Annotated in this window: 18 protein-coding genes and 2 pseudogenes; 11 read left to right on the top strand and 9 right to left on the bottom strand. The window is 59.0% G+C overall.

What is annotated here, in order from left to right; translation table 11 throughout:
• Positions 1-71: 71 nt before the first annotated feature.
• Positions 72-278, bottom strand: a complete 207-nt coding sequence (locus tag H7K45_RS13325; RefSeq protein WP_263996272.1) for a hypothetical protein — start codon at positions 276-278, stop codon at positions 72-74.
• Positions 279-631: 353 nt separating this feature from the next.
• Here H7K45_RS13325 and H7K45_RS13320 point away from each other — a divergent pair, with 353 nt between their 5' ends.
• The 5 genes and pseudogenes from H7K45_RS13320 to H7K45_RS13300 form a co-directional block, all read left to right on the top strand.
• Positions 632-1099 carry a hypothetical protein gene (locus H7K45_RS13320; protein ID WP_263996271.1) on the top strand — a complete coding sequence of 156 codons (468 nt, stop codon included), beginning with the start codon at positions 632-634 and terminating at the stop codon, positions 1097-1099.
• Positions 1100-1354: 255 nt separating this feature from the next.
• Complete coding sequence (locus H7K45_RS13315) at positions 1355-3079, top strand: DUF4012 domain-containing protein (RefSeq protein WP_263996270.1); 1725 nt, start codon at positions 1355-1357, stop codon at positions 3077-3079.
• 331 nt (positions 3080-3410) lie between these two features.
• The gene (locus H7K45_RS13310) at positions 3411-3887 is read left to right on the top strand and encodes a hypothetical protein (protein ID WP_263996269.1); all 477 of its coding nucleotides are present in this window, start codon (positions 3411-3413) and stop codon (positions 3885-3887) included.
• An 809-nt stretch (positions 3888-4696) separates the two neighbouring features.
• Entirely contained in the window at positions 4697-6163 is a 1467-nt protein-coding gene (locus H7K45_RS13305; protein WP_263996268.1) for a tyrosine-protein kinase domain-containing protein, read from the top strand.
• A 50-nt stretch (positions 6164-6213) separates the two neighbouring features.
• A pseudogene (locus tag H7K45_RS13300) lies at positions 6214-6815 on the top strand (NAD-dependent epimerase/dehydratase family protein); the annotation flags it as partial.
• A 704-nt stretch (positions 6816-7519) separates the two neighbouring features.
• Here the strand turns inward: H7K45_RS13300 and H7K45_RS13295 are convergent.
• The 3 genes from H7K45_RS13295 to H7K45_RS13285 all read right to left on the bottom strand — a co-directional run bounded on the left by H7K45_RS13295 (position 7520) and on the right by H7K45_RS13285 (position 11627).
• Positions 7520-8833 (bottom strand): glycosyltransferase, encoded by a 1314-nt coding sequence (locus H7K45_RS13295; protein WP_263996267.1) that lies wholly within the window; start codon positions 8831-8833, stop codon positions 7520-7522.
• 23 nt (positions 8834-8856) lie between these two features.
• The gene (gene wzy / locus H7K45_RS13290; RefSeq protein WP_263996266.1) at positions 8857-10347 is read right to left on the bottom strand and encodes an O-antigen polysaccharide polymerase Wzy; all 1491 of its coding nucleotides are present in this window, start codon (positions 10345-10347) and stop codon (positions 8857-8859) included.
• 185 nt (positions 10348-10532) lie between these two features.
• Positions 10533-11627, bottom strand: a complete 1095-nt coding sequence (locus H7K45_RS13285) for a glycosyltransferase (RefSeq protein WP_372512535.1) — start codon at positions 11625-11627, stop codon at positions 10533-10535.
• Between the two features lie 1066 nt (positions 11628-12693).
• Between H7K45_RS13285 and H7K45_RS13280 the strand changes: the two genes are divergently transcribed.
• From H7K45_RS13280 to H7K45_RS13270, 3 genes are all read left to right on the top strand, one after another.
• The gene (locus H7K45_RS13280) at positions 12694-13647 is read left to right on the top strand and encodes an NAD-dependent epimerase/dehydratase family protein (protein WP_263996265.1); all 954 of its coding nucleotides are present in this window, start codon (positions 12694-12696) and stop codon (positions 13645-13647) included.
• Between the two features lie 73 nt (positions 13648-13720).
• On the top strand, positions 13721-15184 hold the full coding sequence (locus H7K45_RS13275) for a lipopolysaccharide biosynthesis protein (protein WP_263996264.1): 1464 nt from the start codon (positions 13721-13723) through the stop codon (positions 15182-15184).
• A 131-nt stretch (positions 15185-15315) separates the two neighbouring features.
• Positions 15316-16731 (top strand): glycoside hydrolase family 28 protein, encoded by a 1416-nt coding sequence (locus tag H7K45_RS13270; RefSeq protein WP_263996263.1) that lies wholly within the window; start codon positions 15316-15318, stop codon positions 16729-16731.
• A 55-nt stretch (positions 16732-16786) separates the two neighbouring features.
• On the opposite strand, the gene H7K45_RS13265 is transcribed toward H7K45_RS13270, so the two are convergent.
• Both H7K45_RS13265 and H7K45_RS13260 read right to left on the bottom strand, forming a co-directional pair.
• The gene (locus H7K45_RS13265) at positions 16787-18526 is read right to left on the bottom strand and encodes a glycosyltransferase (protein ID WP_263996262.1); all 1740 of its coding nucleotides are present in this window, start codon (positions 18524-18526) and stop codon (positions 16787-16789) included.
• 79 nt (positions 18527-18605) lie between these two features.
• The gene (locus tag H7K45_RS13260) at positions 18606-19715 is read right to left on the bottom strand and encodes a glycosyltransferase (RefSeq protein WP_263996261.1); all 1110 of its coding nucleotides are present in this window, start codon (positions 19713-19715) and stop codon (positions 18606-18608) included.
• Positions 19716-20146: 431 nt separating this feature from the next.
• On the opposite strand from H7K45_RS13260, the gene H7K45_RS13255 reads away from it, so the two are divergent.
• Entirely contained in the window at positions 20147-20857 is a 711-nt protein-coding gene (locus H7K45_RS13255; protein WP_263996260.1) for an SGNH/GDSL hydrolase family protein, read from the top strand.
• Between the two features lie 86 nt (positions 20858-20943).
• A complete protein-coding gene (locus H7K45_RS13250; RefSeq protein WP_308206406.1) occupies positions 20944-21528 on the top strand; it encodes a DapH/DapD/GlmU-related protein in 585 nt (194 codons plus the stop codon).
• 57 nt (positions 21529-21585) lie between these two features.
• On the opposite strand, the gene H7K45_RS13245 is transcribed toward H7K45_RS13250, so the two are convergent.
• Together H7K45_RS13245 and H7K45_RS13240 are read right to left on the bottom strand one after the other, a co-directional pair.
• Positions 21586-22914, bottom strand: coding sequence for a UDP-glucose dehydrogenase family protein (locus H7K45_RS13245; protein WP_263996258.1), 1329 nt, complete (start codon positions 22912-22914; stop codon positions 21586-21588).
• A gap of 164 nt (positions 22915-23078) precedes the next feature.
• Entirely contained in the window at positions 23079-23318 is a 240-nt protein-coding gene (locus tag H7K45_RS13240; protein WP_263996257.1) for a hypothetical protein, read from the bottom strand.
• 441 nt (positions 23319-23759) lie between these two features.
• On the opposite strand from H7K45_RS13240, the gene H7K45_RS13235 reads away from it, so the two are divergent.
• Positions 23760-24275, top strand: a complete 516-nt coding sequence (locus tag H7K45_RS13235) for an arsenate reductase/protein-tyrosine-phosphatase family protein (RefSeq protein ID WP_263996992.1) — start codon at positions 23760-23762, stop codon at positions 24273-24275.
• Positions 24276-25040: 765 nt separating this feature from the next.
• Here the strand turns inward: H7K45_RS13235 and H7K45_RS13230 are convergent.
• A pseudogene (locus H7K45_RS13230) lies at positions 25041-25164 on the bottom strand (IS481 family transposase); the annotation flags it as partial.

The raw sequence follows: 25164 nt of genomic DNA, 5'->3' as shown, positions 1-25164 counted from the left end.
AGACAGATTGACTAGCGCGTCAGCAAGCTGTGAACGGCTGTCCGCGGATCGGACGTTGAGACTTTCCGACTCTAGGCAGCTGCGACCGCGGCTAGTGGCTGGGGCATCGGGACGGCCGGCACCTCTACCGTGACCGCGGCGTCGTCCACACTGCCCCGGACCAGCCCAAGAGCGGCCTTGAGAACGAGAAGCCCCCCAATCTGTACCACCGCAACGGCCAGCAAGGGCCAGACCAGACCGGCCGACACCGTCAGTTGCGTCACCGTGCGCCGCGGCATCTGGTGAGACTGACGTCGCAAGAACGCGACGAGAGATGTCGCCAGGAGAGCCGGCACGATTCCGGCCGCATAGATGAAGAGCCAAAGAGCCACGTTCTAATTCCCCCTGTGCCAACTACGGACACCACCCCCCGGTGGCGCTAGCCACTTCGCATTATTGACCCGTCCGCCAATGCCCGCAAGATAACCTCCGAAAATGGTTTGCAGTGGGGCGTGCAGCATTCCCAGGTTTTCGCGCCCCGCGCGGCATTGTGCCTACCATCGTCCCACCTCAGCGTGCGTTTCGTGTTGACAACAGCCTCACAGTCTGGGATGTTTGTCGCACTTAGCTTGGTCCAACATCTGGGGGAGAAATGTCGACCGTCACCACTCGATACACGAAGTTCCAGGTGGGAGCCGCCGCGGCAGCCCTCACCGCCGCCACCGTGCTCACGCCTGCCGCGATCGCGCCGACGATGGCGTACGCGGCCCCGAGCACCACGATCGTCGAGAGCGTCGGCGCCGGCGTGTCAGCGCTGGTGGATCCAGTCGTCACGCTTGCCGCTCCGAGCCCGTGCGCCACGGCGGACTTCTCGCTGGGTTGCTATGCGGTTGAAGGGTTCGCCGCCGGAACTCAGGCCTTCGTCCGTGGCGCGGTCGTCTTCGTGGGAACCGCGGCCTATGTCGTGGCCTCGGGTACCGGACAGCTCTTCAAGCTGATCGGCAGCTTCATCCCGGGACCGATCGGCGCGTTCTTCACCAGCGTGGGCGACGGGGTAACCGCTTTCGCCAACCAGATCGGCCAAGCCTTCCAGGTCGGGCCGTACCAAACCGCTCAGTAGAGCTGAAGACTTCGATACAACTCGCCAGTCAATGCCATTAGGCATTGGCTGGCGAGTTGCTTTTTAGCCACGTTGCGGCTGTTCAGTTGGCGCAGCAGACCGTAACCAGAGCGCGGGGAATGTAACTGAGTGGGCCTCTTTTCTTGGCGTCGGCGGTCCGCCGACGAAACTGGCGGCGATAGATCTCGGGTTTTCCACGACGACGATCAGAGGCGGTTGTGGTTCAGGCGCCGCTCCGTCGCCCGGACAGGGCTCGTGGTGCTAGCGATCTTCATCGTCTTCGGCGTGTGGCTGGGTTTCCGGGCGCAGACGGCGAAGACCAACCTCGAACAAGCGCGCACCAGCGCGCAGCAGACCAAAGATGCCTTGTTGCAGGGAGATACGGCCGACGCGGCCCGCTTTGCGGGCCAGGCGGAGTTCCACGCCCAGGCAGCTCGCGATGCGACACACAGCCTGCCGTGGAATGTTGCTTCCGCCGTGCCGTGGTTGGGTAGCCCCTTCGAGACCGGTCAACAAATATCCGACGTCGTGCTCGGCTTGACCGCCGAGGTGTTGAAGCCCGCCGCAGAGGTCGGCACAAGCATCGCGCCCAATCAGCTGCTGGCTGACGGCCAGCTGGACGTGGACGCCCTGCGCAAGGAAGAGCCCGCTCTCGACACCATCGCCACAGCCGCCGCCCGGCTCGACGCCGACGCTCAAGCAATTTCGAATCCGAACTATCTCTCCGCACTTGAAGAGGCTCGATCCAAACTTCAGGCCCAGACATCGGATGTCTCACACCTTCTCGGTGGCACCGCCATTGCCGCCCGGCTGGCGCCGTCGATGATGGGCGCCGACGGCCCGCGCAGCTACTTCATGGGTTTCCAGACCAACGCGGAAGCACGGGGCACCGGCGGCTTCCTTGGTGGATTCGGGATCTTGCGATTCGACCAAGGCAAGCCCAGTGTCGACTCACTCGGTCAGAACACCGATCTCGACAGGCCCTTCACCCCCTTCAGCCTCGACAAAGACTTCGACCAGCAGTACGGGTTCACCAAACCCACCACCGATTTCAGGAACAGCAACCAGAGCTCGCATTTCCCGTACGCAGCGCAGATCTGGAAGTCGATGTGGGCGCAGCAGTCGGGTATGGACGTCGATGGCGTCGTCGCCATCGACCCGGTCGCCTTGAGCTACATCCTTGGTGCCAGCGGCCCCGTGGTGATGCCCAGTGGCGAAACGGTGACCGAGGGCAACGTCGTCGAACTCACCGAGTCCACGGTGTATGACCGGTTCCCCACAGACCAAGTCGCTCGCAAACAGTACCTGCAGGATGTGGCCAACGAAGTCGTCAAGAAGATCAGCGGCCCGGTGAAATCACCGCGAAAGTTGTTCGACGCCTTGGGTCGAGCAGTAAGCGAGCGCCGAATCTCGGTCTGGAGCTCCGTACCCGATGAGCAGAAACTCTTGGAGGAAACCCCGCTGGCCCATGAGGTTCCCGACGATGCTGCACCATACGCCGGCATCGTCGTCAACAATCTCGGCGGCAACAAGATGGACTACTACCTGAAGCGGCAAATCGACTACATGGCCGATGGCTGTGGCGGTGATACGCGGCTGTCGACCGTGACGGTTCGGTTAACCAACACACTCCCTGACGCGACGCCGTTGTCGGACTACGTCGCCGGAAAGATGGGTTTCTTCACTGGCCTTGCAGACAATGTCCCGAAGGGGTCGATGGTCAGCTCAGTTCGGCTGGTCGCTACAAAGGACGCAAAGATCATCGGTGTTCTCGCCAATGACACACGAATTCGCGTCTTTGGAGCGGTAGAGCGCGGACACCCAAGCTATGAAGCGCAAGTAGCGATACCCCCTGGAAAGACTGCCGTTCTGACCTTCCGGCTCTCAGAGCCGACGGCCGCGGGTGAGGCACGGGTACCGGTTCAGCCATTGATAGACAATGTCTCTCCAACGGTTTCGGTCCCGACGTGCACCAAATGAGATGCATGACCAAGTCTTAATCGGCGGATCGGCTGTAGCACCTCAGACCGAGTCGGAACCAACCCTAGTGACTTGAGGCTCAGCGTTACAGGCCACACGAATTCAAAAGACTCGAAGCGCGACACCCACCCTCCCACCGGCCTCAGAGGACGACCCCTCTAATTCCGAGTCGGTCGAGACGCACTGACAAACCTCGATAGCGCGGCGTCGGCAGCCCGAACGAGCCTTACGGTGTTAGCCAGCACCCATAAGGGGCCCAACCTACGTGTAGCATCCTCGGCAGGGGAGCACGTCGGTTCGGACGCTGCTGTAATTGGGGGAAGGCCTAGTCGTGACTATAGATTTCAGAATTTGCGCGATCGCGGTGGCCATGTTGTTCGCGCTACTGGGCCTGGGTGCCGGAACGGCCACTGCGGATAGTTATGCCGGTCAGACATACGGTGACGCCGCCGGCAAGCTTTCGGCCAAAGGCTACACCCCGGTAATTTCGACCGTGGTTGGAGACCAGCTTTCGACAAACGACTGCATCGTCACGTCCTCGCGCAAGCCCACCTACGTGCGGACTGACAATTTCGACCACGGAAAGGATTACCTCCTTTCGCTAAACTGCTCCGCGAAATTGGCGCACCCTGGGCAACCCGGAAACTCACTCGCATCGCCCCAGGGGCGTAAGGAAAAGGGCGTTGAGGATCGGGCCGCGAAGTACAACGCGAAGCCCGAGAACTGCGCGAAGAACCTCGACAGCTGCAAGAAGTTCTGCGACAAGTACGAGGGTCAATGCTCCGCGGAGGTCCTCGCGCTGTTCTGATAGGCCGGTAGTGCAACGGTTTGGTGGGGCAAACACATGAGCCCATAATTCTTCTCGACCGGGCTTGTCGAATGCATGTCGACTCGGCGTCGCCGGACACGCTCGGTCCCAGAGATGCCCGGATTGTCATCGTTTTGCCATCGGCGAGACACCAGCAGCATCACGGAATTTTTTGCCAGCGCTTCTAGAATTCCTGCTTCGGAGGCGTGAACTCTCAAGGCAATTCGCAGTGGCTGCTATCAGCAGATTGAATATTTCCTGTTCGAGAACGGGCCGCGACGCCCGTTCCACTTTGAGCCCCAACTCGTTCCGTTAAACATATGTAACTCACCGACGCCTCGGCCCTCGGGCATGGCTGCCGCGTCCCCACCACCGAGGCCAGTAGGCTTAGCCGCTATGGCGACAATCCTCTGCCATGCGTAGGGTTGACGAAAATCTTGCAATTGCAGCAACTTTCATCGACGTCAGCGATACGTGCGTCAATCGCCTAAGCCGGCCGATTGGCCGCAGCGTGATGACACACTTCTGCGTTGATCCATCCGCTGCCGTAAGACCATGCCCGCAAACTCCTCGGCCGTGCGGGGCCTCCCGCCCGTCTAGACGGGTTGCCCAACAACGTGAATCCCGTACTATCTGGGCCTAGATGTTTGAGCGTGGCTGGCGCCTCGCCAACGGCGGCGGGCCTCTTTGGTTCAGTTTTGCTGAGTCCCCGGTTCATACGCTGTCTGGAAATGAGAACGGTATAGTTCTCGAACGCATAAAAGAATTTGTGCACGGGGGGCTGGGAGACCAGCAGTGAAGGGGTCGACTTGAATATTCAAGACTTTGTCAGGTTGTTGCGTGCTCGGTGGGTCACCGTGCTCGTCACCCTCATTGTCACGGTGCTTGGAGCCGTTGCGGTCACTCTCCTCACTACGCCTCTGTACCAGGCATCAACGAGGCTATTCGTCTCGACCTCGGCAGGGACATCGCTTGCGGAGACATACCAGGGCAACCGGTTTTCTCAGGAGCGAGTGATCTCCTACACCGAATTGCTCACGGGCGAAACGCTCGCCCAGCGCACGGTTGACAAGCTTGGGCTGGAGATGAGCGCCGAACAGTTGCGCGACGAGATCACGGCGACGGCGAAGACCGATTCGGTCTTGATCGATGTTCATGTCCTTGACTCATCCCCTGTGCGTGCAAGCGATATCGCCAACGCGCTATCTGACCAATTTGTGCTGATGGCTCGGGAGTTGGAAACCCCTGAAGACGGGGCGCGACCGGACGCACGTGTCGTCGTCGAGCAGCGTGCCTCAGTGCCCGACCGGCCGGTGGTACCGAAGACCATGCGCAACATAGGTGTCGGAATAGCACTCGGTATTCTTTTCGGGCTTGGCCTGGCAGTGCTCCGCGATCTGCTCGACAACACGGTCAAGAGCCGCGAGTCGCTTGAGGAGCTCGCCGGAGCTGGTCTCGTTGGCACCATTCCGCTCGATAAGGATCGGCGTAAGCAACCGGCGATATCTTTTGACAGCGACAATACAGCCATCGCGGAATCGTTTCTGAAGTTGCGAACGAACCTTCAGTTCCTTGCGGTCGACAATCCGCCTCGGGTAATTGTCATCGCCAGCTCGATGCCAAGTGAAGGAAAGTCGACCACGGCCATCAACATCGCCCTCGCCCTCGCCGAAGCCGAGCACAATGTGTTGCTTGTGGATGGGGATATGAGACGTCCAATGCTGCATAACTACCTGGACGTAGTCGGTTCAGTGGGTTTCAGCACGGTTTTAAGCGGCGCGGCGACGCTGTCCGACGTACTTCAAAAATCGCGCTATCCGGGCCTTTCGGTGCTGTCGGCTGGCGCTGTTCCGCCCAACCCAAGTGAGCTTTTAGGGTCGCAGGCAGCAAAGAAGTTGATCGCCGAGATGCGATCGCAGTTCGACTACGTAGTGATGGATTCGTCTCCCCTCCTAGCAGTCACTGACGCCGCGATTCTTGCTGCCGGCGCTGACGGCGTATTGATCATCGCGAGATTTGGTCAGACTAAGCGCGACCAGATAAGCCATGCGGTCGGGATCCTTAAGAATGTAGACGCCTCGCTACTCGGTGCCGTCTTAACGATGACGCCCCCTCGAGGCGACGGATCGTACAGCTATAGTTACAGCTACTACGGGGCCAACGACGGCAGCAAGAGGCAGAGCTCCGATGCCAAAGAATCGGTCAAGGATTCCGAAGCGACCAACGACGTGGTGGCCTCTGAGGCAGGCCGCCACAAGGGTAACTTGGATAACTGACCTTTACGAACTGGCTCGGCGACGGTCATCCTTGAATGTCCGCAGCATATGCAGATCAACCGATCCGTGGAGTCATCCCTGATGACTGGTCGCCTTAAGCCGACAAATGACGGATACGCCATTGCAAAGTTTGCGGGCATCGCGCACGTTCAAGCAGTTCGCCGACAGTTCGGACTGCCGTGGATTTCCGCGATACCGACGAATCTTCGGACCTAACAACAATTTTGATCCGGCGGGCTCACATACGTTCCCGGCGCTCATCCGGAGGCCGTTGAAGCCGTGCGCGACGGTGCGCGGACTGCCAGCAATTTAGGCACCGGTTCGGCGAGACGAGAATTTCTGCACGCTGCTGATACGGCGGACGCCTCCCCCACCTGCTCGACCAATACGACGGCCCAGAGCAGATCAATATCGGCACTGGCACCGATGTGACCATTCGGGAGGTCGCCAAACTAATAGCCGGTGTCACCGGATACCCGGCGGGACCATGTGGGACACAATAAAGGCCGACGGTACGCCTCAGAAGCTCCTTGACGTCAGCAATCTCGCGACTACGGGATCACAGTCCAAAATTGATTTGACGGAAGGCATCAAGCGCACGGTTGCCTGGTATCGACAGAATCGAGATCGCCTTCGGGGTTCCGCCAATTGATTACGTGTCGAACGTTTGGGCACAAGAGTGGCGCACCGAGTCAGAATCGTATTCGTTGTTTTGCTGTAGTCGGGCGCTTGGGAGCTTGCGAGTGGTAACCGCGATCACGCGACACGGCGACGCCGTGGCGGGTGCGGGTCGGAATGAAGTTGCGCTGGCGGATCATCGCGCTTCTCGTTGTCGTTCCCGGGGACGGTCCGTGGGCCCGCAAACATTGCTTCGTCGAGCGCATCCTCCGCGATCCGCTCGTCGAAGGTTTCGCCAGCAGCACCGCAAGCACGTCCCACACCTCGCGCCATCAGCCCCGCCGCAGCTACGCCTGCTAGTAATCTCCACACAGAAATCTCCGGTTCCGTTGACGCCGTGACAAGGGTGCGGTTTGGCCCTGAGAGGTACCACCCTCGGAGACTGAGAATCGCCTATGACTCCCCTGTTGAGCTCAGGCACGTCTCACACCATTCTGCTTAGTGCAGGCACGGCCGAGGGTCGGAAAACCAAAGCTCATCAATCTTGAAGGTGACTCACGCTGCAGCACGAGAACCGTACGGGCTTACTGTTGCGGCTCGGCAGGAATTCTCGGCGACGCGTCAGTGACGGCGGTCTAAATAGGCGGTGAAACTATTGCGCGTTCTGTCCAGCGAGCCGCCGCGCCCGTGACCTCTGACCGCGTCACCGACCGGCCAGCTTCACAGGCCAGAATCCGTTCAGTGTAGGTGGTTTCGCGCCGCCCGTGGCTGCCCTCGGTTACGAACGTGTTCTCCCGAAGCTTGCTGTGCCGCTGAGTTCAGTACGGCCTCGTGCGCAACCCATCTGCCTTTCCCAAGAGCGGCCTCAACGAGCCGGGACCAATGATCTATCGCTACCCGCTCGTCCAACACCGACTCACGATGCTGGCGACCGTTCGACCCGAAGCGACTGGCGGCGGCTTGGTCCGCGCTGATCGCGGTGACCGCCGTGAGAAGTTCTTCAGGACAACCGGCTGGCACGACGACCCCCGCGTCCGCCGCGGCAACCTCGGAAGCCGTTATTCCGCCGAGGTCAGTGGCCGCTACGACGGGGCGTCCCGCGGCGAAGTAAGAAGTGAGCTTAGACGGAAGCGCCATCGCGGACACGCCAGGCTTCTCATTGACAACTAACACGTCAGCGGCGAAGAGGGCCATGCGATATTGCGCGTCATCGAGTGGATCGACAAACGAAATGCGCTCGATACCGCGGGCGAGTTCAGTTAGCGCCCGTCGCTCACCACCATCACCGACCAGGATGAAATGCACTGATGCACATCGGTTGTCGGCAACTCTCGCCGCCTCCACAATGTTCTCGAGGCCTTGTTTCGTGCCCATGTTGCCCGTATGGACGGCGAGTGTCACGTCGGCCGGCCAACCAAGTACCGACTTTGCAAACGCCTTCTCCACCGGTTCGGCTGGCGGCAAATGCGTCCAATTTCGCACTACCTCGACGGCAGAGGCATCGACTCCCAAATCCCGCGTCACGAAGTCTGCAAACCGTGGGTGAATTACGACGACCATGTCGGCCGCACGCAACGTGGATGATTCAACCCAGCGTACGACTCGACGCGCGAGAGCACTGCCCTCACCGGTTTCGACAAGACCGAGAGTATAGATGTCTTGCACCCAAACGATCAGACGTGGGCGGAATGGAGTGAGGCGAATTCGCAACACAGCCGCAGCCGTCGAGAACAGCGAGGGGGACACGGCGATGACGACTCGAGGCCGGTTCCAGAGCGAAAAGAAGAGACGGAGTCCAAAACTGAGCTCGGACAGCAATCGCCTCACGCCGCGCGGCGACGCCGGCACGTAGTGCAGTTGGCGACGCACCGTCACTCCGCCCATGTGCTCGCTGCGATTCCATTGCCCATATCCGTCATGTATCGCCCAGCCCGGGTAGTGCGGATGCGCAACGTGAGCCGCCACCTTGTAGCCGAGACGGCGGAGTCCTGCGGCTAGGCCTCCGGTATATGGCGCAATCCCAGTCGGTTCCGGAGGATAGTTCACGCTCATTATGGAAAGGTCGGGTCTTAGGGTCATGGGGTGACGGCCTCATCCACAGGCTCCAGCTTTTGCCGTCGCCCTGCCAACACCGGCGACAACCAAAAGGTCGCCCAGAAAAGTAACAACACCCAAAGCAGTGGTCTCACCGGAAACGACAATGCGTAGCGTGGCATCTGCGCCACCAGTGCGAACGTAGTCAGGTAGAACGTAGCCCGCCACAGCGACGACGGACGCCGAGTGACGGCATTTTGCGCGTGGGCAACTCCGAGACCAAGCAAGAACAAGAGCACGGGAACGCTCAGCAGCCCGAAGTCCATGTAGACATCGGCGATGACGTTGGTACCCACGCCCCAGGTGGGCGAGGGGCCGAGCAAGACTGCGTTCAGCACATCCGAACTGGACGTGAACTTCATGTCGTCTGGCACCAAAAATCCGCGTATGAATGGCAAGACTCCAGCGAAACCTACAAGTTTGTAAACTCCGTACCCGTAATCGACACGGTCTGGAACTGCAGCAAGTGCGGCACGCAATGAGATTGTGCTGATGTTGAAACTGGTGTCGCCGTCTCTCGAGCTTGCCGTTGATGCGTCACTAGTAAAGACGAGGTCAACCAACGAGTCCGTCTGACCCCGGCGAAATTGCTCGACCGCGCTATACAACGTCAAGGCAAAGACACAGAGCGCCAGCAGCGCCCATCGGCCTGCACGAAATCGGAAGGTGAAAAAACCGCCTACAGCCACGATTGCGATGAGCAAAAACGCATTTCGATCACCAGCCAAGAGGAGACGAACAGCCCACCCAATCGATAAGATAACTGAGAGGGTCACGAAGACTGACCGCTTCGGCTGTTCTTTCGAGGGCGGAAATACCCAAACTGCCATCGCCACCATCGATAGCACGGTGATTCCCAAATATACGCCTTCTGCGAAGGACCCGCCTGTCGTGGAGTCGGTATATCGGCCTTCGCCAGCAGCCCTCCACCCGGCCACGCGATAGCCGATGAGAAGAACTAATTGCAGCATGAACACGGGGATTGCCAAAGCGTGCGCCGATACCAAATCTAGGCGGCCCAGTTCGTTATTTGCCGGCTGGGCCCGACGCGAATTTAGCGCCCGGAACCCAGCCCTGAACGAAACCATTGCTATCACCGATAAAATGATGGCGTGATTTGATTCGTCTGCGAACGTCTTTCCAGGAAAGTAGTGACTCTGCGAAACACCATATATCCCAAGCACGTGAAGTTGGTATGGGTAAAAAAAGATCAAGTACGAGAAGAACAAAAAGAAGAATTCCGCAGACATAAATGTCGGAATATTGCGATATATTCGTTGCGGCCTAAAAATTGATCCAACCATCAAAGCGTACTGCAGGACTAGGCACACCCACACTACCGTGTTGTCAATTCCGGCTGAGACGTTGAAATAGACAACTAGAAGTACCAGGACAACCCAAATTTCGGCTAAGGGAATCCGTTTACCAGTTGAGTTGTTTCCTAGCACGTATCCAGTTCGGGTCCCGCTCATCTCTTCACCCCCAGCGGACTCACGCGTTGGCTCGTGTTTCAAACGAACAAGGCATCACTCGAGGACCGCCGGGGCCGTCGAGAAGCATCTCGGCATTTGGGCCATGGTTAGGACCGCCGGACGGTCTTGCCTCCGACCCGGGCCTGCAGAGTTGCCCGCGGTACCTCGTTGCCTGAACGACGGGCTCATGGCCGGCTACCCGCCAAGATCGAGTCATAGTGAGCGGCCATCTGCTGGGCGATGCTGGGCCACAGATATCGGCGTGAGAATTCCCGCCCAGCGGCCGAAAGGCGCGCAAGATCCTCTTCCGACCGCCGTTCAGCGTCAGTAACCACTTTCGCAGTATCTTCAAAGTTGGTCTTGATGCGAAGAGCGACACCGGCGTCAAGGACCTCGGGCAGATTACATTTATCGGTTATGACCGGTATCGCGCCCGCCTGCAGGGCCTCAAGAACTGCCATTGGTAGACCCTCACTCAATGAAGGGAGAATGAAGAACCGAGCTGAACTTAGCGCTATTCTCTTTTCCTCCCCGTACAACGACCCAACGAAACGCACGTTGTCGACGCCAGCAATTTCTTCTACAAGTCGCCCCTCGTAATCCGAATCGCCCCAGCCCGCAATTGTAAGCTCGATATCTTGCAGGTCCGGCGTCGACCGCCAGTGGCGCGCAAGCTCGATAACCTGCTTTTTAGCATGCAACCGTCCAATGTATAACACGCCTGTACGCTTACGTGGTTCTTTATCAGTGTGTTCACTAACTCCGTTGGGAACCACGAAAGTCCGTGCGGCGGCGGCCGGCAGGTATCGCTTTACCGACTCGTATTCCGACAAATTAAGGGCATGGACGTGCGCTTTGCGTAATGTGGGCCTCTCGAGGAGAGCTCCGTGGACCCGCTTTACAGGCGAGCGGCGCGCTAGGATCCATCTATCCAGCATGCCTCGTGGCGAGACGACGACCGGGATACCAGCCGAGGAGAAAACACGGGCGTAAAGCGATGCTGCTGACCATATGCCGTGCACGTGGATCAAATCCGGCTTACACCTCGTAAGATCCCTTAAAGCCTGAAGGCTAAGCCCGTAACTACCCGTCGACAATTGATGCGGTCGGAGATCAACGCTACGCCACTGTTTTCGGTCGAGCTCGAGATAGTGGTCGGCACCGCCGACCACGAACACATCTGCCCCCGCCTCAGCCTGTGCATTCGCAAGACCAGACACCGAGTAAAAGAGACCCCCGGCGGATCGCGAGAGGAAAGTCGAGTAGTGGGCGATCTTCATGCCGCAGGCCTGATCGTCGATCGGCGGTGGGCAACTCGACGGCGACGACACAGCGAATGGTTAGCGCGTCCCTCGCGAGGACTGAATGCTTTCGCGTCGCCGGCCGGAAGGCCGCCCATGGACATGCCCATCCACCACGGCGCCGGGCTTACGCCACTAGCAGCCGAAAGGTAACCCCCGGTTTGTCGCACATTTACCCTTCCCCCCGAGCCGGAATAGTACCTCAGTGCCCGCCGGGTTGTGATTTGGTCAGACGTGGCGGGAATCATGTTGGCCAGGTTTCAACCCTCCGGCACAGACTGGCATTGCGCCGCTACCCCCGGCCGTTCGCCGTTCGGATGCAGCAAGCGGGAGCCAAGTGGTTGAAGAAGGCGAACTCTGTTGCGCGACAGTTCTTCTGATCGCTACGCCGAGATGCAGAGTATCGGTCGGGGCCCAATACTCGTCACAGGCGCCGACAACTCACGTCTGACGTCTGTCGTCGCCCGTCTACCTTTTCCAACTTCGTCGCGCTGAACCGGCCCTGGCAGGGGGTTGGCTCTGAATGGGCGCAAACGCACGCGGTTCGGGCGTGGCCCGTTGTGCGACGATCCGGCCTTCGGGTCATTCGAAGCGTTCACCCGCAGCCTTAAGCAACCCCAGCCGCCATGAGGTCGCTGGAACGCGGGAGGTGCGAATTGGCAACTAATCGAAGGGTGGGACTGGAAACACCTCGCACAAGCCGACATGCGGCCGCAGCTGTAGATCAGTCTTGGATGTCAGTCGGTCGACGTAGAAGTCCTTGGGCTGCAAACAGTCACATCCTGGTCGCCAGTGCGACATCGCGGGCAATGTGGCCACCCGGCGACGCGTACTGGCTCGTCCTGCCGGGGATGCCGAAACGCGAGCCGATTGCGGACAAGCGCCCTGCGGCCCTACAAGTCGAACAGGTTATCGGCGGCCGCAGCGGAGTTACTCATGTTGTTTCGAATGCTGGCTTGCGCCAGCGGGCATCGGCGCAGCGACATCGCCAAGTCGTTGCATCTCCCCCTACATTAGGGTGTCCGAAAAGGCAGAGGGGGAACAAATGAAAACACTAGTCACCGGCGGCGCGGGTTTCGTCGGCGGGCACTTGTCGCGCGCACTTCTGGATCGTGGAGACGACGTGGTCATCGTGGACAGTCTCACCGACTATTACGATCCAAGCCTGAAGAAAGCTACGGTCGCAACCTTGACTGATGGAGGCGCCCGATTCGTCGAGGGCGACATCAACGAGATCGACCTAGAGGCGCTTCTCGACGTCGATGTGATCTTCCATCAGGCAGGCCAACCGGGAGTTCGGAAGTCCTGGGGAGATGATTTCGCCGCGTACATCTCGGCCAACATCGCGGCGACCCAGCGTCTGTTAGAGGCCGTCCACGCGTCACCTTGGTCACCCAAGGTCATCTATGCGTCCTCATCGTCGATCTATGGCACCGCGGAGACATACCCCACCAACGAACTTACGCTTCCACGACCCCGGAGCCCATATGGGGTGACGAAGCTGGCCGCCGAACATCTGGCTTGTCTATATGCCGAGAACTTCGGGCTAAGGACTGCGTCGTTGCGATATTTCACGGTTTACGGCCCCCGTCAGCGGCCGGACATGGCATTCACGCGGTTCACGCGTGCGGCGCTAGAGGGAACTGAAATTCCCCTATTCGGCGACGGTGAGCAGATACGCGACTTCACGTTCGTCAGCGATATCGTTGCCGCTAACCTCGCAGCTGCAGACTCAGAAATTGCACCCGGCGCTGTGTTCAACGTATCCGGAGGAAGCAATTGTTCCGTTAATGAGGTGCTCGATATCCTTGCGTCGATAACAGGTAACGAGTTGCAGATCAAACGCCTCCCTTTCGTCGAAGGCGATGTCCAACGCACGGGAGGGGACAGCTCGAAGCTGACCAACGCGACGGGCTGGCGTCCTCTCACCAAGATCGAGGACGGTCTGCGCGCCCAGGTCGGCTGGATGAGGTCGGTCCTCGACGGCGAGACCCGTTGACCACTGTCTTGAATGCTCAGACATCAGCAAGTGAACGACTCGCCCGACACCTTCACGCACCGAGTTTGCAGTGGTGAGTAACGCACGGAAGAACGCCCTGTCCTACTACTTAAATACGGCAGTCACTGCCATAGTTGGACTCGTCATCAACCCTCTGCTGCTTAACGCGCTAGGAAACACGAACTTTGGCGCGTGGAAGACAATACAACGGCTTCTTGACGTCGGCTCTTCCGCCAACGGCGGAGCCATGCAATCTCTCAAATGGGTGATTGCGCATCGTTCCAAAAGCGCCACCGACGAGGAAAAGCGGCGGGATGTAGGCGCGGCACTGGTTGTACTTCTCTATTGGTCTCCGATCTTGCTCGCCGTAAGTGCTGTCATAGTCGTGTTGCTGCCGACCCTCATGCACGGTGTACCGGACGAAGACATCAAGATGGTCTACGTCACCGGGAGCATTCTTGGCATCAATGTGGTCCTGCTATCGCTGGCTGCAGTGCCCGACGCCGTTTTGATTGGCACTAATCAGGGCTACCGCTCCGTCAACGTCACAACGGTGGTGTCAATAATCACCAACGCCGCCATGTTGGTTGCCGCCAACCTTGGCTGGGGCCCAGAAGGGGTCGCAGCCACTATCGCGGTTGGCACCGGTGTCAACGGCGTCCTGACGTTCCACGTTCTCCGCAGGCGGGTCAGTTGGTGGGGATATGGCAAACCATCCAAGGACGACATCCGGCGTGTGTCGAAATTTAGCGGCTGGGTGCTCGGGTGGACATTCGTAAACCGCCTGTCTTTGGCGACCGAAGTGATCGTCTTGAGCGCTCTGGCTGGCGTAGCGTTTGTCTCCAGCTACACGTTTACCAGCTATGTTGCGGCTTTCGCTCTGTCCATTTGCCAGCTCACCACGAGCTCGCTGATGCCGAAACTTGGGTCGCTGGTCGGGGTCGGCGAGTGGGAACAAGCTCAAACGGTAGCCCGTGAAGCACGTGAGTTGACAATTGCACTCTCTGCAGGCATTGGCTGCTTGGTTATCCTGCTAAACGGGACTTTTGTCGCGCTGTGGGCTGGTCACGACCAGTTCATGGGCCAGGGGGTAAATGTCATCATGGCGATCACTTTCGTGCAGTTTGCGATTATGCGTACCGATACCCAAATCCAAGACACTGGCCTCGACATCGGATTGAAAGTAATCTTTGGCGCGGTGATGACCGTGAGCGCGCTGGCCGCGGCGGGCACCGCCTACGCACTCTCGAACTCCATCGAGCTGATGTTCATTAGCATCTGCGCTATCAGAAGTGTCGGGAGCATTGCCTTTCCCCTACTGGCCAATAGGGCGATTCACAGCTCTACTTGGCCCATAGGGCGCGCAGCCGTAGCTGCTCTCGTGCTGTCGATGTCGATCGTTGGCGCCACCTTCATTCACCCGACCGGGCTGGCAGAGTTCATAGGGGCCGGCCTTCTTTCGACGGGCGTATTGGCGCCCCTCTTGTTCTTCACGACGCTCTCATCCTCGACGCGCCGCAAAATCGTTAATCGATAGCTACCATTATTGGATTGCCGCTGGGCGCTGACACCGATCGACGAGGACATCGTCGACTAGACGAGCCAGCCGATGAACATTGATCTATGGACAGAGGCTCAACCGCAATGGACCGAAGTCGACGCAAGTTCGTGATCTACGCTGCTGGCGGAATTGCCTTAGCCGCCGCAACGCCGTTCGCGACAGGTTGCTCTTCGAACCAAGGCAGCTCAGAAGTCAAGACCCCATGGGACGATCTTCCCGGTGTCTTGGCGCGCATCGTCCCGCCTACGTTCCCAGACCTGCACTTCGACATCGCTGACTACGGTGCATTGGGTGACGGAGAGACCGACAGCAGCGCAGCGATTGCTGCCGCGATTCGCGCATGCGGCCTTTCAGGGGGCGGCTACGTAGATGTTCCGCCTGGGGTATTCATCACGGGCCCAGTCCATCTCGAGAGTAACGTCAATCTCCACGTCGGTGAACGCGCTACCCTGAAGTTCTCTACCGACCCCAATCGCTATTTGCCAGCGGTGTTCACGCGTTGGCAAGGCATCGAATGCTTCAACTACTCGCCATGCGTCTACGCATTTCAGAAGACGAATATCGCCGTAACAGGAAAGGGCACTCTCGACGGACAAGCCTCCAATGACAATTGGTGGCGTTGGAAAGGTCTCGAGAAATTTGGGTGGGCGCCAGGGTCCCCGAGTCAGGATGCTGCTGCAGCTCGACTAAACAGTATGGGCGAGCGCGGCATACCGGTTGCGCAACGCGTCTTCGGCGAGGGAGACATGTTGCGGCCGATGTTGATTCAGTTTTACGACTGCGCCAACGTGACGGTGGATGGTCTAACTGTCCGGCGGTCGCCGATGTGGGCTATTCACCCAGTGCTCTGCACGAACGTAACGGTGCGCAGCGTTACTGTTGAGTCGCGTGGGCCCAACAACGATGGCTGCAATCCTGAATGCTGTACCGATGTCCTGATCGAGGGCTGCACATTCGACACGGGCGACGATTGCATTGCAATCAAGTCCGGTCGAGATAACGACGGTCGTCGCATCGGCACGCCCACCGTCAACGTGGTGATCAAAGCGTGCCACATGAAGTACGGACACGGCGCCATGACGATAGGTAGTGAGATTTCGGGTGGGGCGCGCTTCGTTTTCCTTGATGGATGCACGATCGACACCGTTGGTTGGGTGGTGCGGGTCAAGAGTAACGCTCGACGCGGGGGTACGGTCGAGCACGTCTATGTCCGCAACGTCGATGCCAACACAATTCGCGAGTCGGCGCTGACGGCGGACTTTCAATACGAAGAGGGCTCAACGGGTTCCGAGGTACCCGTGCTCCGTGACGTCCATGTGAGCAACATGCGCGTGCGAGAGTCGCACCAAGTGATGACCCTTCTAGGGATTCCTGGCGCCACCATCGACGATGTAGAACTCGAACAATGCACGTTCGACAAAGTGGAAGAGTCGAGCACCGTACAAAACGCCGGCGCTATCGAACTATCAGAGGTGATCGTCGATGGAGCTGCAATCCGTGATGTCGCCGGTCTGATCAAGTAAGTGCCCGTCACCGCTGCAACGAACGGCTTCAGGGCCGCTTGCGCTGGATGGTTCCTTACAGCTTGCGCAACAAATAAGAGTACTCAACGCCGACCGGAGTTGCTGCTTTGCGCGAGTCGACTACGCGCAATCCGCTCCGCGCGACAGTCGCTTCGAACGAGCCTCGCGACACTGCTACCGCACCCTTTGCCCGCCGCACTCGACGAAGTGCACCGGCAGGCCCACGTAGAACCGATGCCGTGACGATCACATTCTTTGAAGCAACTCTCGCAAGCTCTTTGATCACTTGCTCCTGCGCGGATTCCGGTAAGTGCTTCAGGAGTGCGTGGCAGAAGACCAAATCGACACTTCGGTCCTCGAACGGAAGTTGTTCGGCGACGCCTTCCCGGTAGTCAACTGCTACACCGGGCAAAGCGACGGTTCGCGCCTGCTCGAGCATGGTCGGCGAAACGTCCATTGCCACAATGCGTCGCGGCTCAAGCGTCGCCAGATTGGGTAGCCATCGTCCAATGCCCGTCGGGCAGTCCAGTATCTCGTCGACATCATTCGCCGGCACTTGTGCGATCAAGTCGTTTACCGCGCGTTGCTCGCGTTGGAAGCGGTAGCGGCCTAAACGTCCACTAAAGCGATTAGGGATATAGTTTTCCACGACATCCTGTGCCAAGTACTCGCCCCGGGCCGTATAACCGACTTCATCTGAATTCCTACTGTTCAACGCAGTTCCCCCTATTGTCTTCTCAAAAATAGCAGCCCGTGAGGCAGCCAGAACGTCTGGACTGACGGTGACTAGCGTCCGCTGGCGCGACCGTTCGCCCATCTCCCGCCTGAGCGGAGCATCGTCCACCAGCTCCTGCAGACACGACCTCAACTGCGAGACGCTTCCCGCTTGAAACACTCGCCCCTCACGCGGCGAGACCAATTCGGGCAGAATGCCGCTGTCGCTCACGACACACGGTAGGCCCGATGCCATGGCCTCCAGGACCGCACGACCGTCGTGCTCCTCATGGTCGGGTAGCTTCCGGGCTGGCATTACAAACACGTCGATCTGTCGCAGACACTGATGCAGGTCATTGTTATTTAACGCGCCCGCGTAGATCACATCGCTGGTCGAAGCGACCCTTCGCTCTATTTCCGCGTCATCGAAGTTACCAGCTAACCAAAGCTCAACCCCTACCCCAGCAGGTCGCTCGATTCCCTCAAAAGCAGATAGCAGCTCGGGTAGACCTTTGGTACGTCCGATCTTCCCCACGAAGCCAATTCTGATACGTTCAGAGTTGACAGTTGAACTGTGAGGTGCAAATCGTTTCGTATCGATCGCGAGGTGTGGTTGCACCACAATTTTCGAGTCTGGGGCGCTTAGATCACGGATATACATGTCGCGAGTCATCGAGCTCGCTACTACTATTGCACTTGCCTTGCCAATTCCCCATTTCGCAACTGCCCTCTTTGCTCGTCCTGTGGGCGACCGAGGTTCTCGGAAGGTATTCTTCTTCACTACCAGCACAATGCGAGCAGTCGAGCGCGTCACTGCTAGAAGCGCGGCGGCCTGGAGGAATTGCAATTGCCAGGGGTCGTATTCGATGCAGACGATGTCAGGTCTTGACGAACTTAGAGCTTTCGCGAGTCCGCGCAGCGCGAATTGCGAACCCGTCACGTGCAGCCTGCGCAAAGCAATCACGTTAACTTCGAGGCCCCGATCACCGTTGCCCGGCACGGCCAGCGGGCCATTGGGGTGCGTTGCCGGGCCGATGAGTGTGAGGTGCACCTGCCTGCCCAGGGGCAGGAATGGGTCCATCCGACCGGGCCCATTGTAGGCATGGCTGATGACAACGACTCGGGTGCTACGAGGCGGACATGACTTTAGGCTCACTTGGTCAGATCCCCCGCGCTTCAGCTGCACCGCGAGCGGTAACGTCTCGGAAGATGTCCATGTAATTAGCCGCGACTGCCGGTGGCGCCATCCGTGCCAAATGCCCGCGTGCATGGTCCAATTCATTTGGGGACACATCCGCTTCCAGGGCATCCAAGATTGACTGTGCCGCAGCATCCGCATCATGATGATTTCGAACAAGGAACGGATAGTCGGAACCGAGAAAGTTCGTGTGCTCCGCGATTGCGGAAGCGACAATGCGGCAACCTGCTTGCACGGCCTCCATGAGCACATTGGGCATACCTTCGTGATTACTTAAACTCACGACAGTAGTTGATTTCGCCATCCACTCGCCCGGATTAGGTCTAAACCCCAGGAAAGAAACATTTTTAGCGACTTGAGCCCCCTCTACTATGGCCTCCATTTCTGCGCGCAACGCACCGTCGCCACATATCCATATTGTCACGTCAGGTTGCGCCTGCACTACGCGCAAAAGGGCTTCAATCATCGTCAATACATTTTTTTGCGCCTCTAGCCTGCCCACATAAAGAACGCTTCGCGGCACGCGATCCGAACTACGCGCCAGTGGAGGCGCGGCGATGTTGTCGACGAGATGAACGGACCCAAGCGCATTCTTTTCTCTCCACCAGTCGACACCCCCTTGAGAATTGGCGGCGATCGCGTCCGCCCTTCGACCCAAGAAATCACGTACACGAAAGATCAAGTTATTGGGATGGCTCGAATTACGCTGCGTCAGCACCCATTTCAAGCGCGGGTGCCCCAGCCGCACGAAATATGAATACACGTCGCATACGCGGACCCAAGACATAATGATGTCAGCATGCGATGCTGATACCAACCGACCAACAGCCAAAATAGCGCGGACGTCAAAATTTGAGCGGACATCGACGAACTCGTTCCGCAAGCCTTCGGTTTTCAAGAGGTGGTCCTGGGCCCCCTTCCGGAAGCGAATCAAAGTCACAGCTACGTCGTCGCGCCGCTGAAGCTCGTTGAGCAAGAGGATGCACTGTTTCTGCGCACCGCCATAGTCGAAATCAGGGATGAAGACGCAAACACTGATTTTGGTTCGCGTGCTTTGTCCACTATTCTGCATCGGGCGTCCTATGAGGTCCCTGGGCCGGAGCGTGACCGAACCGCACGACCTCTCCCCTCGCAGTCGAATTCGCCTGGGCGCTTCTTTCGACACGCGTCCTCAGACCAAACCTGCGTCGATAGGTTGTTGTCACTTCATCCCCCCGGACCAAACAAATTGTCGCTGTCGCAGCAGGATAACGGCTAACCGGTCAATCCGTCGATGTCGCAACGACCGACCACAGACGACGAACCTGGATGGCAGACAACACCACCCCGACACCGCATCCATGGAACACCGCTCCACGTGCACGTCACACCACTGGGCGGTTACCGCTCTTCGCCGGATCTGGCACATCGAGCGTGCGCTACGAATTCACGACCACAGATCCTCGGCCGCGGGTGCCGTAGACTTCGCCAGAGTTGACTACTGATAGGCCCGGGGGTTGTGCTTTGCGATATCTTTCCGTTCTGCTTCTTACTCTCATGTCGGTTCTCATTGGCTGTCAACAGAATCCGCCAGATTACACATCAAAGTACACGGCCCCTCCCTCGGTCGAAACCAAGCCCGGCGTCCCCATGGCGATTATCGGTGACTCGTACACGGGCGGCTCCCCGATGGGAGGCAAGGGCCCTCGAAGTTGGCCCTCGCTTGTGACATCGCAGCTTAGGGAGCAGGGCACCCCGATCGATCCCGACGTCGCCGTCGAGAGTGGCGCAGGATACGCCGCGCTTGGGAATCAGCGGGCTCGGGTATTCGCCGACTTGATACCGTCGGTTGTTAGGCCGAAGGACAAGCTCGTGGTGTTCTTCGGCTCTCGCAATGATACGAATGTGGCTGCGCCAGAATTGATTTCTGCTGTAAGGCGAACCTTCAGCGATGCGCGCGCCGCGGCGCCGGGCGCAGGACTGTTCGTGGTCGGCCCGCCGTGGGTCGATGCCAACCCATCCCCTGGGGTCCTACAAGCCCGAGACATCGTGAGGGCCGAAGCCCAGGCCGCTGGTGCAGTCTTCATCGATCCCATCGCGGATGGGTGGTTTGTCGGGAGACCCGACTTGATCGGCAAAGACGGCGTCCATCCAACTGACGCCGGGCACCAGTACATCGCGGAGAAGCTAGCGCCGCTGCTAGCTCAGCAGGTTCAGGCGGTCCCCGCACCGTAAGCCAGCCGCTGTCGACTGCTGGAAGTCGCGTCGGAGCAATTAGAACCCAAAAGTCTTAGACGTACCCAACGCGCAAACTAGCCGCGATGCCAACAACAACGGCTCAGAGGAGATGGAACATGGCAGAGCACGTTCGACGGAGCCTCGCGGGTTTTACCGGCGCCGGGTATAGCCGTGGAAGATCTGTCGTCTGGCAAGTTTGTTGGCTGTTGGTTTCCGGTTCGATAATCATGCGATGGTGGTGCCCTGGTCGGGTGAGGATCATGATTCTCCGCCTCTTTGGCGCGACGATCGGAGAAGGCGTAGTCCTACGCCACAATGTGCGTATTCATTGGCCATGGAAGTTGTCGATCGGAAATAACAGCTGGATAGGCGAGAACGCCTGGATTCTCAATCTGGAACCCGTCACCATCGGTTCGGACGTGTGTATTTCTCAGGGCGTTCTGTTGTGCACCGGCAGTCACAGTCGGAGATCGCCCACCTTTGAGTTCGACAATGGGCCAATTGTCATCGAAGACGGAGCTTGGGTCGCTGCCCGCGCCACCATACTTCGAGGTTCCTTAATCAGACGTGACGCAGTAGTCGGAGCTACGGCGCTCGTAACTGGCGGCGAGGTTGAGGCCGGTTCGGTGTACCTAGCTCCCGCAGCCGGACGATATAGAGCCCGGTAGCGTTCGAACATCGACCTCTAAATCCCCCCTCGCCGGAGCTTGATCGAGAGGCAGCATCTATCGCCGTCCGACACCTCGGTATTCCCAACCTGCGCCACGCCACTTGGCTTGGTCCAGACAGTTCCGACCGTCGATTATTCTTCGCTGGCGGACTATCGAGTCGAGGTACGCTGGCTCAAGTCGTCGAAACTCCTCCCATTCAGTGAGCACCAGAGTGATGTCCGCCCCGTCGCAGGCCTCTCGAACATCTGCGGCATATCCCAAGGTCGGGAAGAGTGTTCGAGAATTCTCAATCGCCTTTGGGTCGTAAACGGTGACCGAGGCGCCCTGAAGCTGAATCTGGCCGGCAATGTTGAGCGCAGGTGAGTCTCGTATGTCGTCGGAATCTGGTTTGAAGGCCGCACCCAAAACCGCCACTCGCGCGCCGATAAGAGATCCGCCCGCAACCTCTCTGGTCATCTCCATCATCCTGGTGCGGCGCCTCATGTTGATGCTGTCGACCTCACGGAGGAACGTAAGGGCCTGATTGGCGCCCAACTCACCCGCACGGGCCATGAATGCGCGGATGTCTTTAGGAAGACATCCGCCGCCAAATCCGATTCCGGCGTTGAGAAACCGCCTACCGATACGAGCGTCGTAGCCGATGGCGTCGGCGAGTTCGGATACGTCTGCACCCGCCGCTTCGCAGACCTCCGCCATGGCGTTGATGAACGATATCTTCGTGGCCAAGAAGGCATTTGCGGCCGTCTTCACCAGCTCCGCCGTTTCTCGATCAGTGACGAGAAAGGGAACCCCTTCGGCGAGGATGTCGGCATAAACCTCCCGAGCCGCTTCTTCGGCTCGGCCAGGCGTCATCACATCAACTCCGAGGACTATTCGGTCTGGATGAAGGGTGTCCTTCACCGCGAAGCCCTCTCGTAGGAATTCTGGATTCCAGGCGACTTCCACCGCGTCGCCGAGACTGGACAGTTCGCGAGCCATCGCGCCCAACCTGGCCGCTGTACCAACTGGAACGGTCGACTTTCCGAAGATCACAGAAGGTCGTGTGAGCAGTGGGGCCAACGTGGCCACTACCGAGTCAACGAAATTGACATCCGCCGCGAACTCGCCGCGCCGCTGAGGCGTTGCGACCCCGATGAAGTGGATGTCAGCGAACTCTGCAGCCTCTGCGTACGACGACGTAAAATTCAATCGACCGGCATCGATATTCGCCTGCAGCACTTCATCCAGGCCCGGTTCGAAGAATGGCGCCTCACCGGCGGCTAGTTTTGCGAGCTTGCTTTCGTCAACGTCCACACCAATCACTTCGTGGCCCAACTCGGCCATGCACGCGGCGTGCGTAGCACCCAAGTAGCCAGTGCCAAAAACAGCTATTCGGCTGCCCATTGCTTCCCCCTGCGACCATGATGCACCCACTTGCGGCGCGTCCCACCCCGAACCAACGACCACAATCTCACCACACCTCGCGCCTTCACGCCCTCGCGGCGCCTCACCGGTGGTCGCGTTCTTTCCGAAGCGTCGGACAGGACGTCCGCTCGCCTGCTTCACACCTAGCGCAGGTTCAGATCTATCGGCGTGCCGGGTGATTCGACACTTCCTCGGACCACAAGGACCACGGGAACTTGGCTGAACCGCTCGGCGCGAGCGCCGCTGACTCGAAAGGCGACCGCGACCTCGGCCTCCGATTGAGCCTTCAACGACTGCGCCGCCGGTATGCCTGGATAGGCAACTTCCCCTGCCAACTGGTTGGCGACACATTCCCGCCCATTCACGAACAGTTGTTGAAACATCGGAGCAAAGAGTTTTGGCGTTGAAGTGCCATTCCGTAGGTGGAGCGTTACAACCACCCACGGCCCCTCTGCGTACGGGCCAACTTCATCGCGGGATGAAGCAGTCAACACCGACATCGTTAGTCCGGCGTCGGTGACGACAGACTGCTGCGACACCGGAGGGCTCGCTGGCAAGTCCCAACCATTCGAGATTGGGTTGGTAAGCAGTGGTAACGATAGGTACCCAACGACAAGCACCGCGGCGGCGATAGCACATGTCTTCACCGAAAGTCGCACCGACAGAGCCTAACTACTGCCAAGTCATGTAGCATTCGTCGCCGACGCCCACCTCACTCAAGCTCCCGAATACGATGTGATCGCGGCCGTCTCTGCGCCCCTAACCGGACCCATATGCCAAACGTGCGGTCGTGAGCGGTCGTGAGTCGAATATGAGGAGTAGAGCTGCACGTCCTGTTCGTTTGCACTGGAAACATATGCCGATCACCCACGGCGGAGCGCCTCGCCGCGGCGTCCGGAGCTCAGCGAGGGTTGGCACAGTTTGAGACGTCGAGCGCTGGCACCCGCGCCGTGATCGGACGTCCCATCCATCCTGACGCTGCACAAGTACTCCATAAATTGGGCGGAAGTCATTCCGACTTTGCCGCGCGACAGCTCAACCTAAAGATTGCCTCAGCGGCAGACCTCATTCTGACCATGACGCGGGAGCACCGAGATGCCGTACTGGCGCTAGCGCCCCAGCGACTTCACCGGACCTTCGTACTCACGGAGGCTGCTCGATTGATCTCCGACCACGGCGTACGAACCGTCGCCGACCTCGCTGCGAAAAGATCTACGGTGAACGCGGACGACAGCCTCGACATCCCCGACCCCATCGGTCAATCACCGGCAGTCTTTGCTGAGATCGGAACCCAGATCGCTCACCTGCTAAACCCTATTCTCGACGTTTGCCGAGACTGAATGATCAGCGTGGTTAATTCGTTGACCAGCGCGTTTGGAACACGATCGGGGCCGGCGACGTTCTGAGAACACCAGGGTTATCCCCGATACACGAAGCGTTGCCTTGGGCTAATGTTCTTTCATCGGCCAGGGGGAGCTTGCGCCGATCGATATCGGGGGAAATGATGATCAATGGTCTACTGACACTGCCGGGCAACGCGTGGGGGGCTTTGATTCATGCACCTCACCAACCACGGCCAGTGCCGGAGAGCACCGACGGCGCCTGTGTCACATGCGACTTTCCGTTTGCCAACCTGTCGCACGTCTGCCTCGGCGGCGGCGAACAGATTGCCAGCTGACCTCAGTTCCCTGGCATTTCCATAATCGGCCGCGGACAGTTCGCGCCGGGCACGTCGAGATGCCACACACCCACGGATGCAGCGTCCATCCGCTCGCATTCGCAATAGCGTTGCCGACGCCATGCGAACTTGGCGATGCACCGAAGATGTTCGTCGTACTTCGTGCCTGCCTGATTAGTGAGCGCGCCTCGCGCTATGCGATGGCTGGGCGTTCAACTGCTGTTCATCACCGCAATCCTCGCTAGCCACCTGATCTCGCTAGCCTCGCCGTGGGACCCCCCCGGCTCCCCAGAAGGCCCGGACTCCGTCACCGATCCCCCTCAGTGGCGGATCCGTGGTCTTCACACCACCATGCGGTTCTCGAGCTACTTGCCGACCTTGCTCGCGCGAATTCTGCCCGGCATGGGGGTGTACACCTGCAGTAGCTGTGATGTCCAGGGAGGTTGGTCAGTCTGGTGACTGGTGGGCGGCCTCCGATGGCGGAGTGGGCTCGGTGGTGATTGTAGAAGTGCAGCCAGCCCGGTAGCGCGGTGTTGCGTTGGTCGGTGGAT

The organism is Mycobacterium yunnanensis, from assembly GCF_025823185.1.
Taxonomy (GTDB): Bacteria; Actinomycetota; Actinomycetes; order Mycobacteriales; family Mycobacteriaceae; genus Mycobacterium; species Mycobacterium yunnanensis.
Note: the sequence above shows the minus strand (reverse complement) of the source record. Positions and strands in the feature narration are given on the sequence as shown.

What these genes read in the sequence shown, in the direction of transcription:
- H7K45_RS13265 (WP_263996262.1), bottom strand. Translation starts at nt 18,526, where the DNA reads ATGGACCCATTCCTGCCCCTGGGCAGGCAGGTGCACCTCACACTCATC.
- H7K45_RS13280 (WP_263996265.1), top strand. Translation starts at nt 12,694, where the DNA reads ATGAAAACACTAGTCACCGGCGGCGCGGGTTTCGTCGGCGGGCACTTG.
- H7K45_RS13250 (WP_308206406.1), top strand. Translation starts at nt 20,944, where the DNA reads ATGCCAACAACAACGGCTCAGAGGAGATGGAACATGGCAGAGCACGTT.
- H7K45_RS13285 (WP_372512535.1), bottom strand. Translation starts at nt 11,627, where the DNA reads ATGAAGATCGCCCACTACTCGACTTTCCTCTCGCGATCCGCCGGGGGT.
- H7K45_RS13260 (WP_263996261.1), bottom strand. Translation starts at nt 19,715, where the DNA reads ATGCAGAATAGTGGACAAAGCACGCGAACCAAAATCAGTGTTTGCGTC.
- H7K45_RS13295 (WP_263996267.1), bottom strand. Translation starts at nt 8,833, where the DNA reads ATGAGCGTGAACTATCCTCCGGAACCGACTGGGATTGCGCCATATACC.
- H7K45_RS13320 (WP_263996271.1), top strand. Translation starts at nt 632, where the DNA reads ATGTCGACCGTCACCACTCGATACACGAAGTTCCAGGTGGGAGCCGCC.
- H7K45_RS13325 (WP_263996272.1), bottom strand. Translation starts at nt 278, where the DNA reads ATGCCGCGGCGCACGGTGACGCAACTGACGGTGTCGGCCGGTCTGGTC.
- H7K45_RS13240 (WP_263996257.1), bottom strand. Translation starts at nt 23,318, where the DNA reads ATGTTTCAACAACTGTTCGTGAATGGGCGGGAATGTGTCGCCAACCAG.
- wzy (WP_263996266.1), bottom strand. Translation starts at nt 10,347, where the DNA reads ATGAGCGGGACCCGAACTGGATACGTGCTAGGAAACAACTCAACTGGT.
- H7K45_RS13245 (WP_263996258.1), bottom strand. Translation starts at nt 22,914, where the DNA reads ATGGGCAGCCGAATAGCTGTTTTTGGCACTGGCTACTTGGGTGCTACG.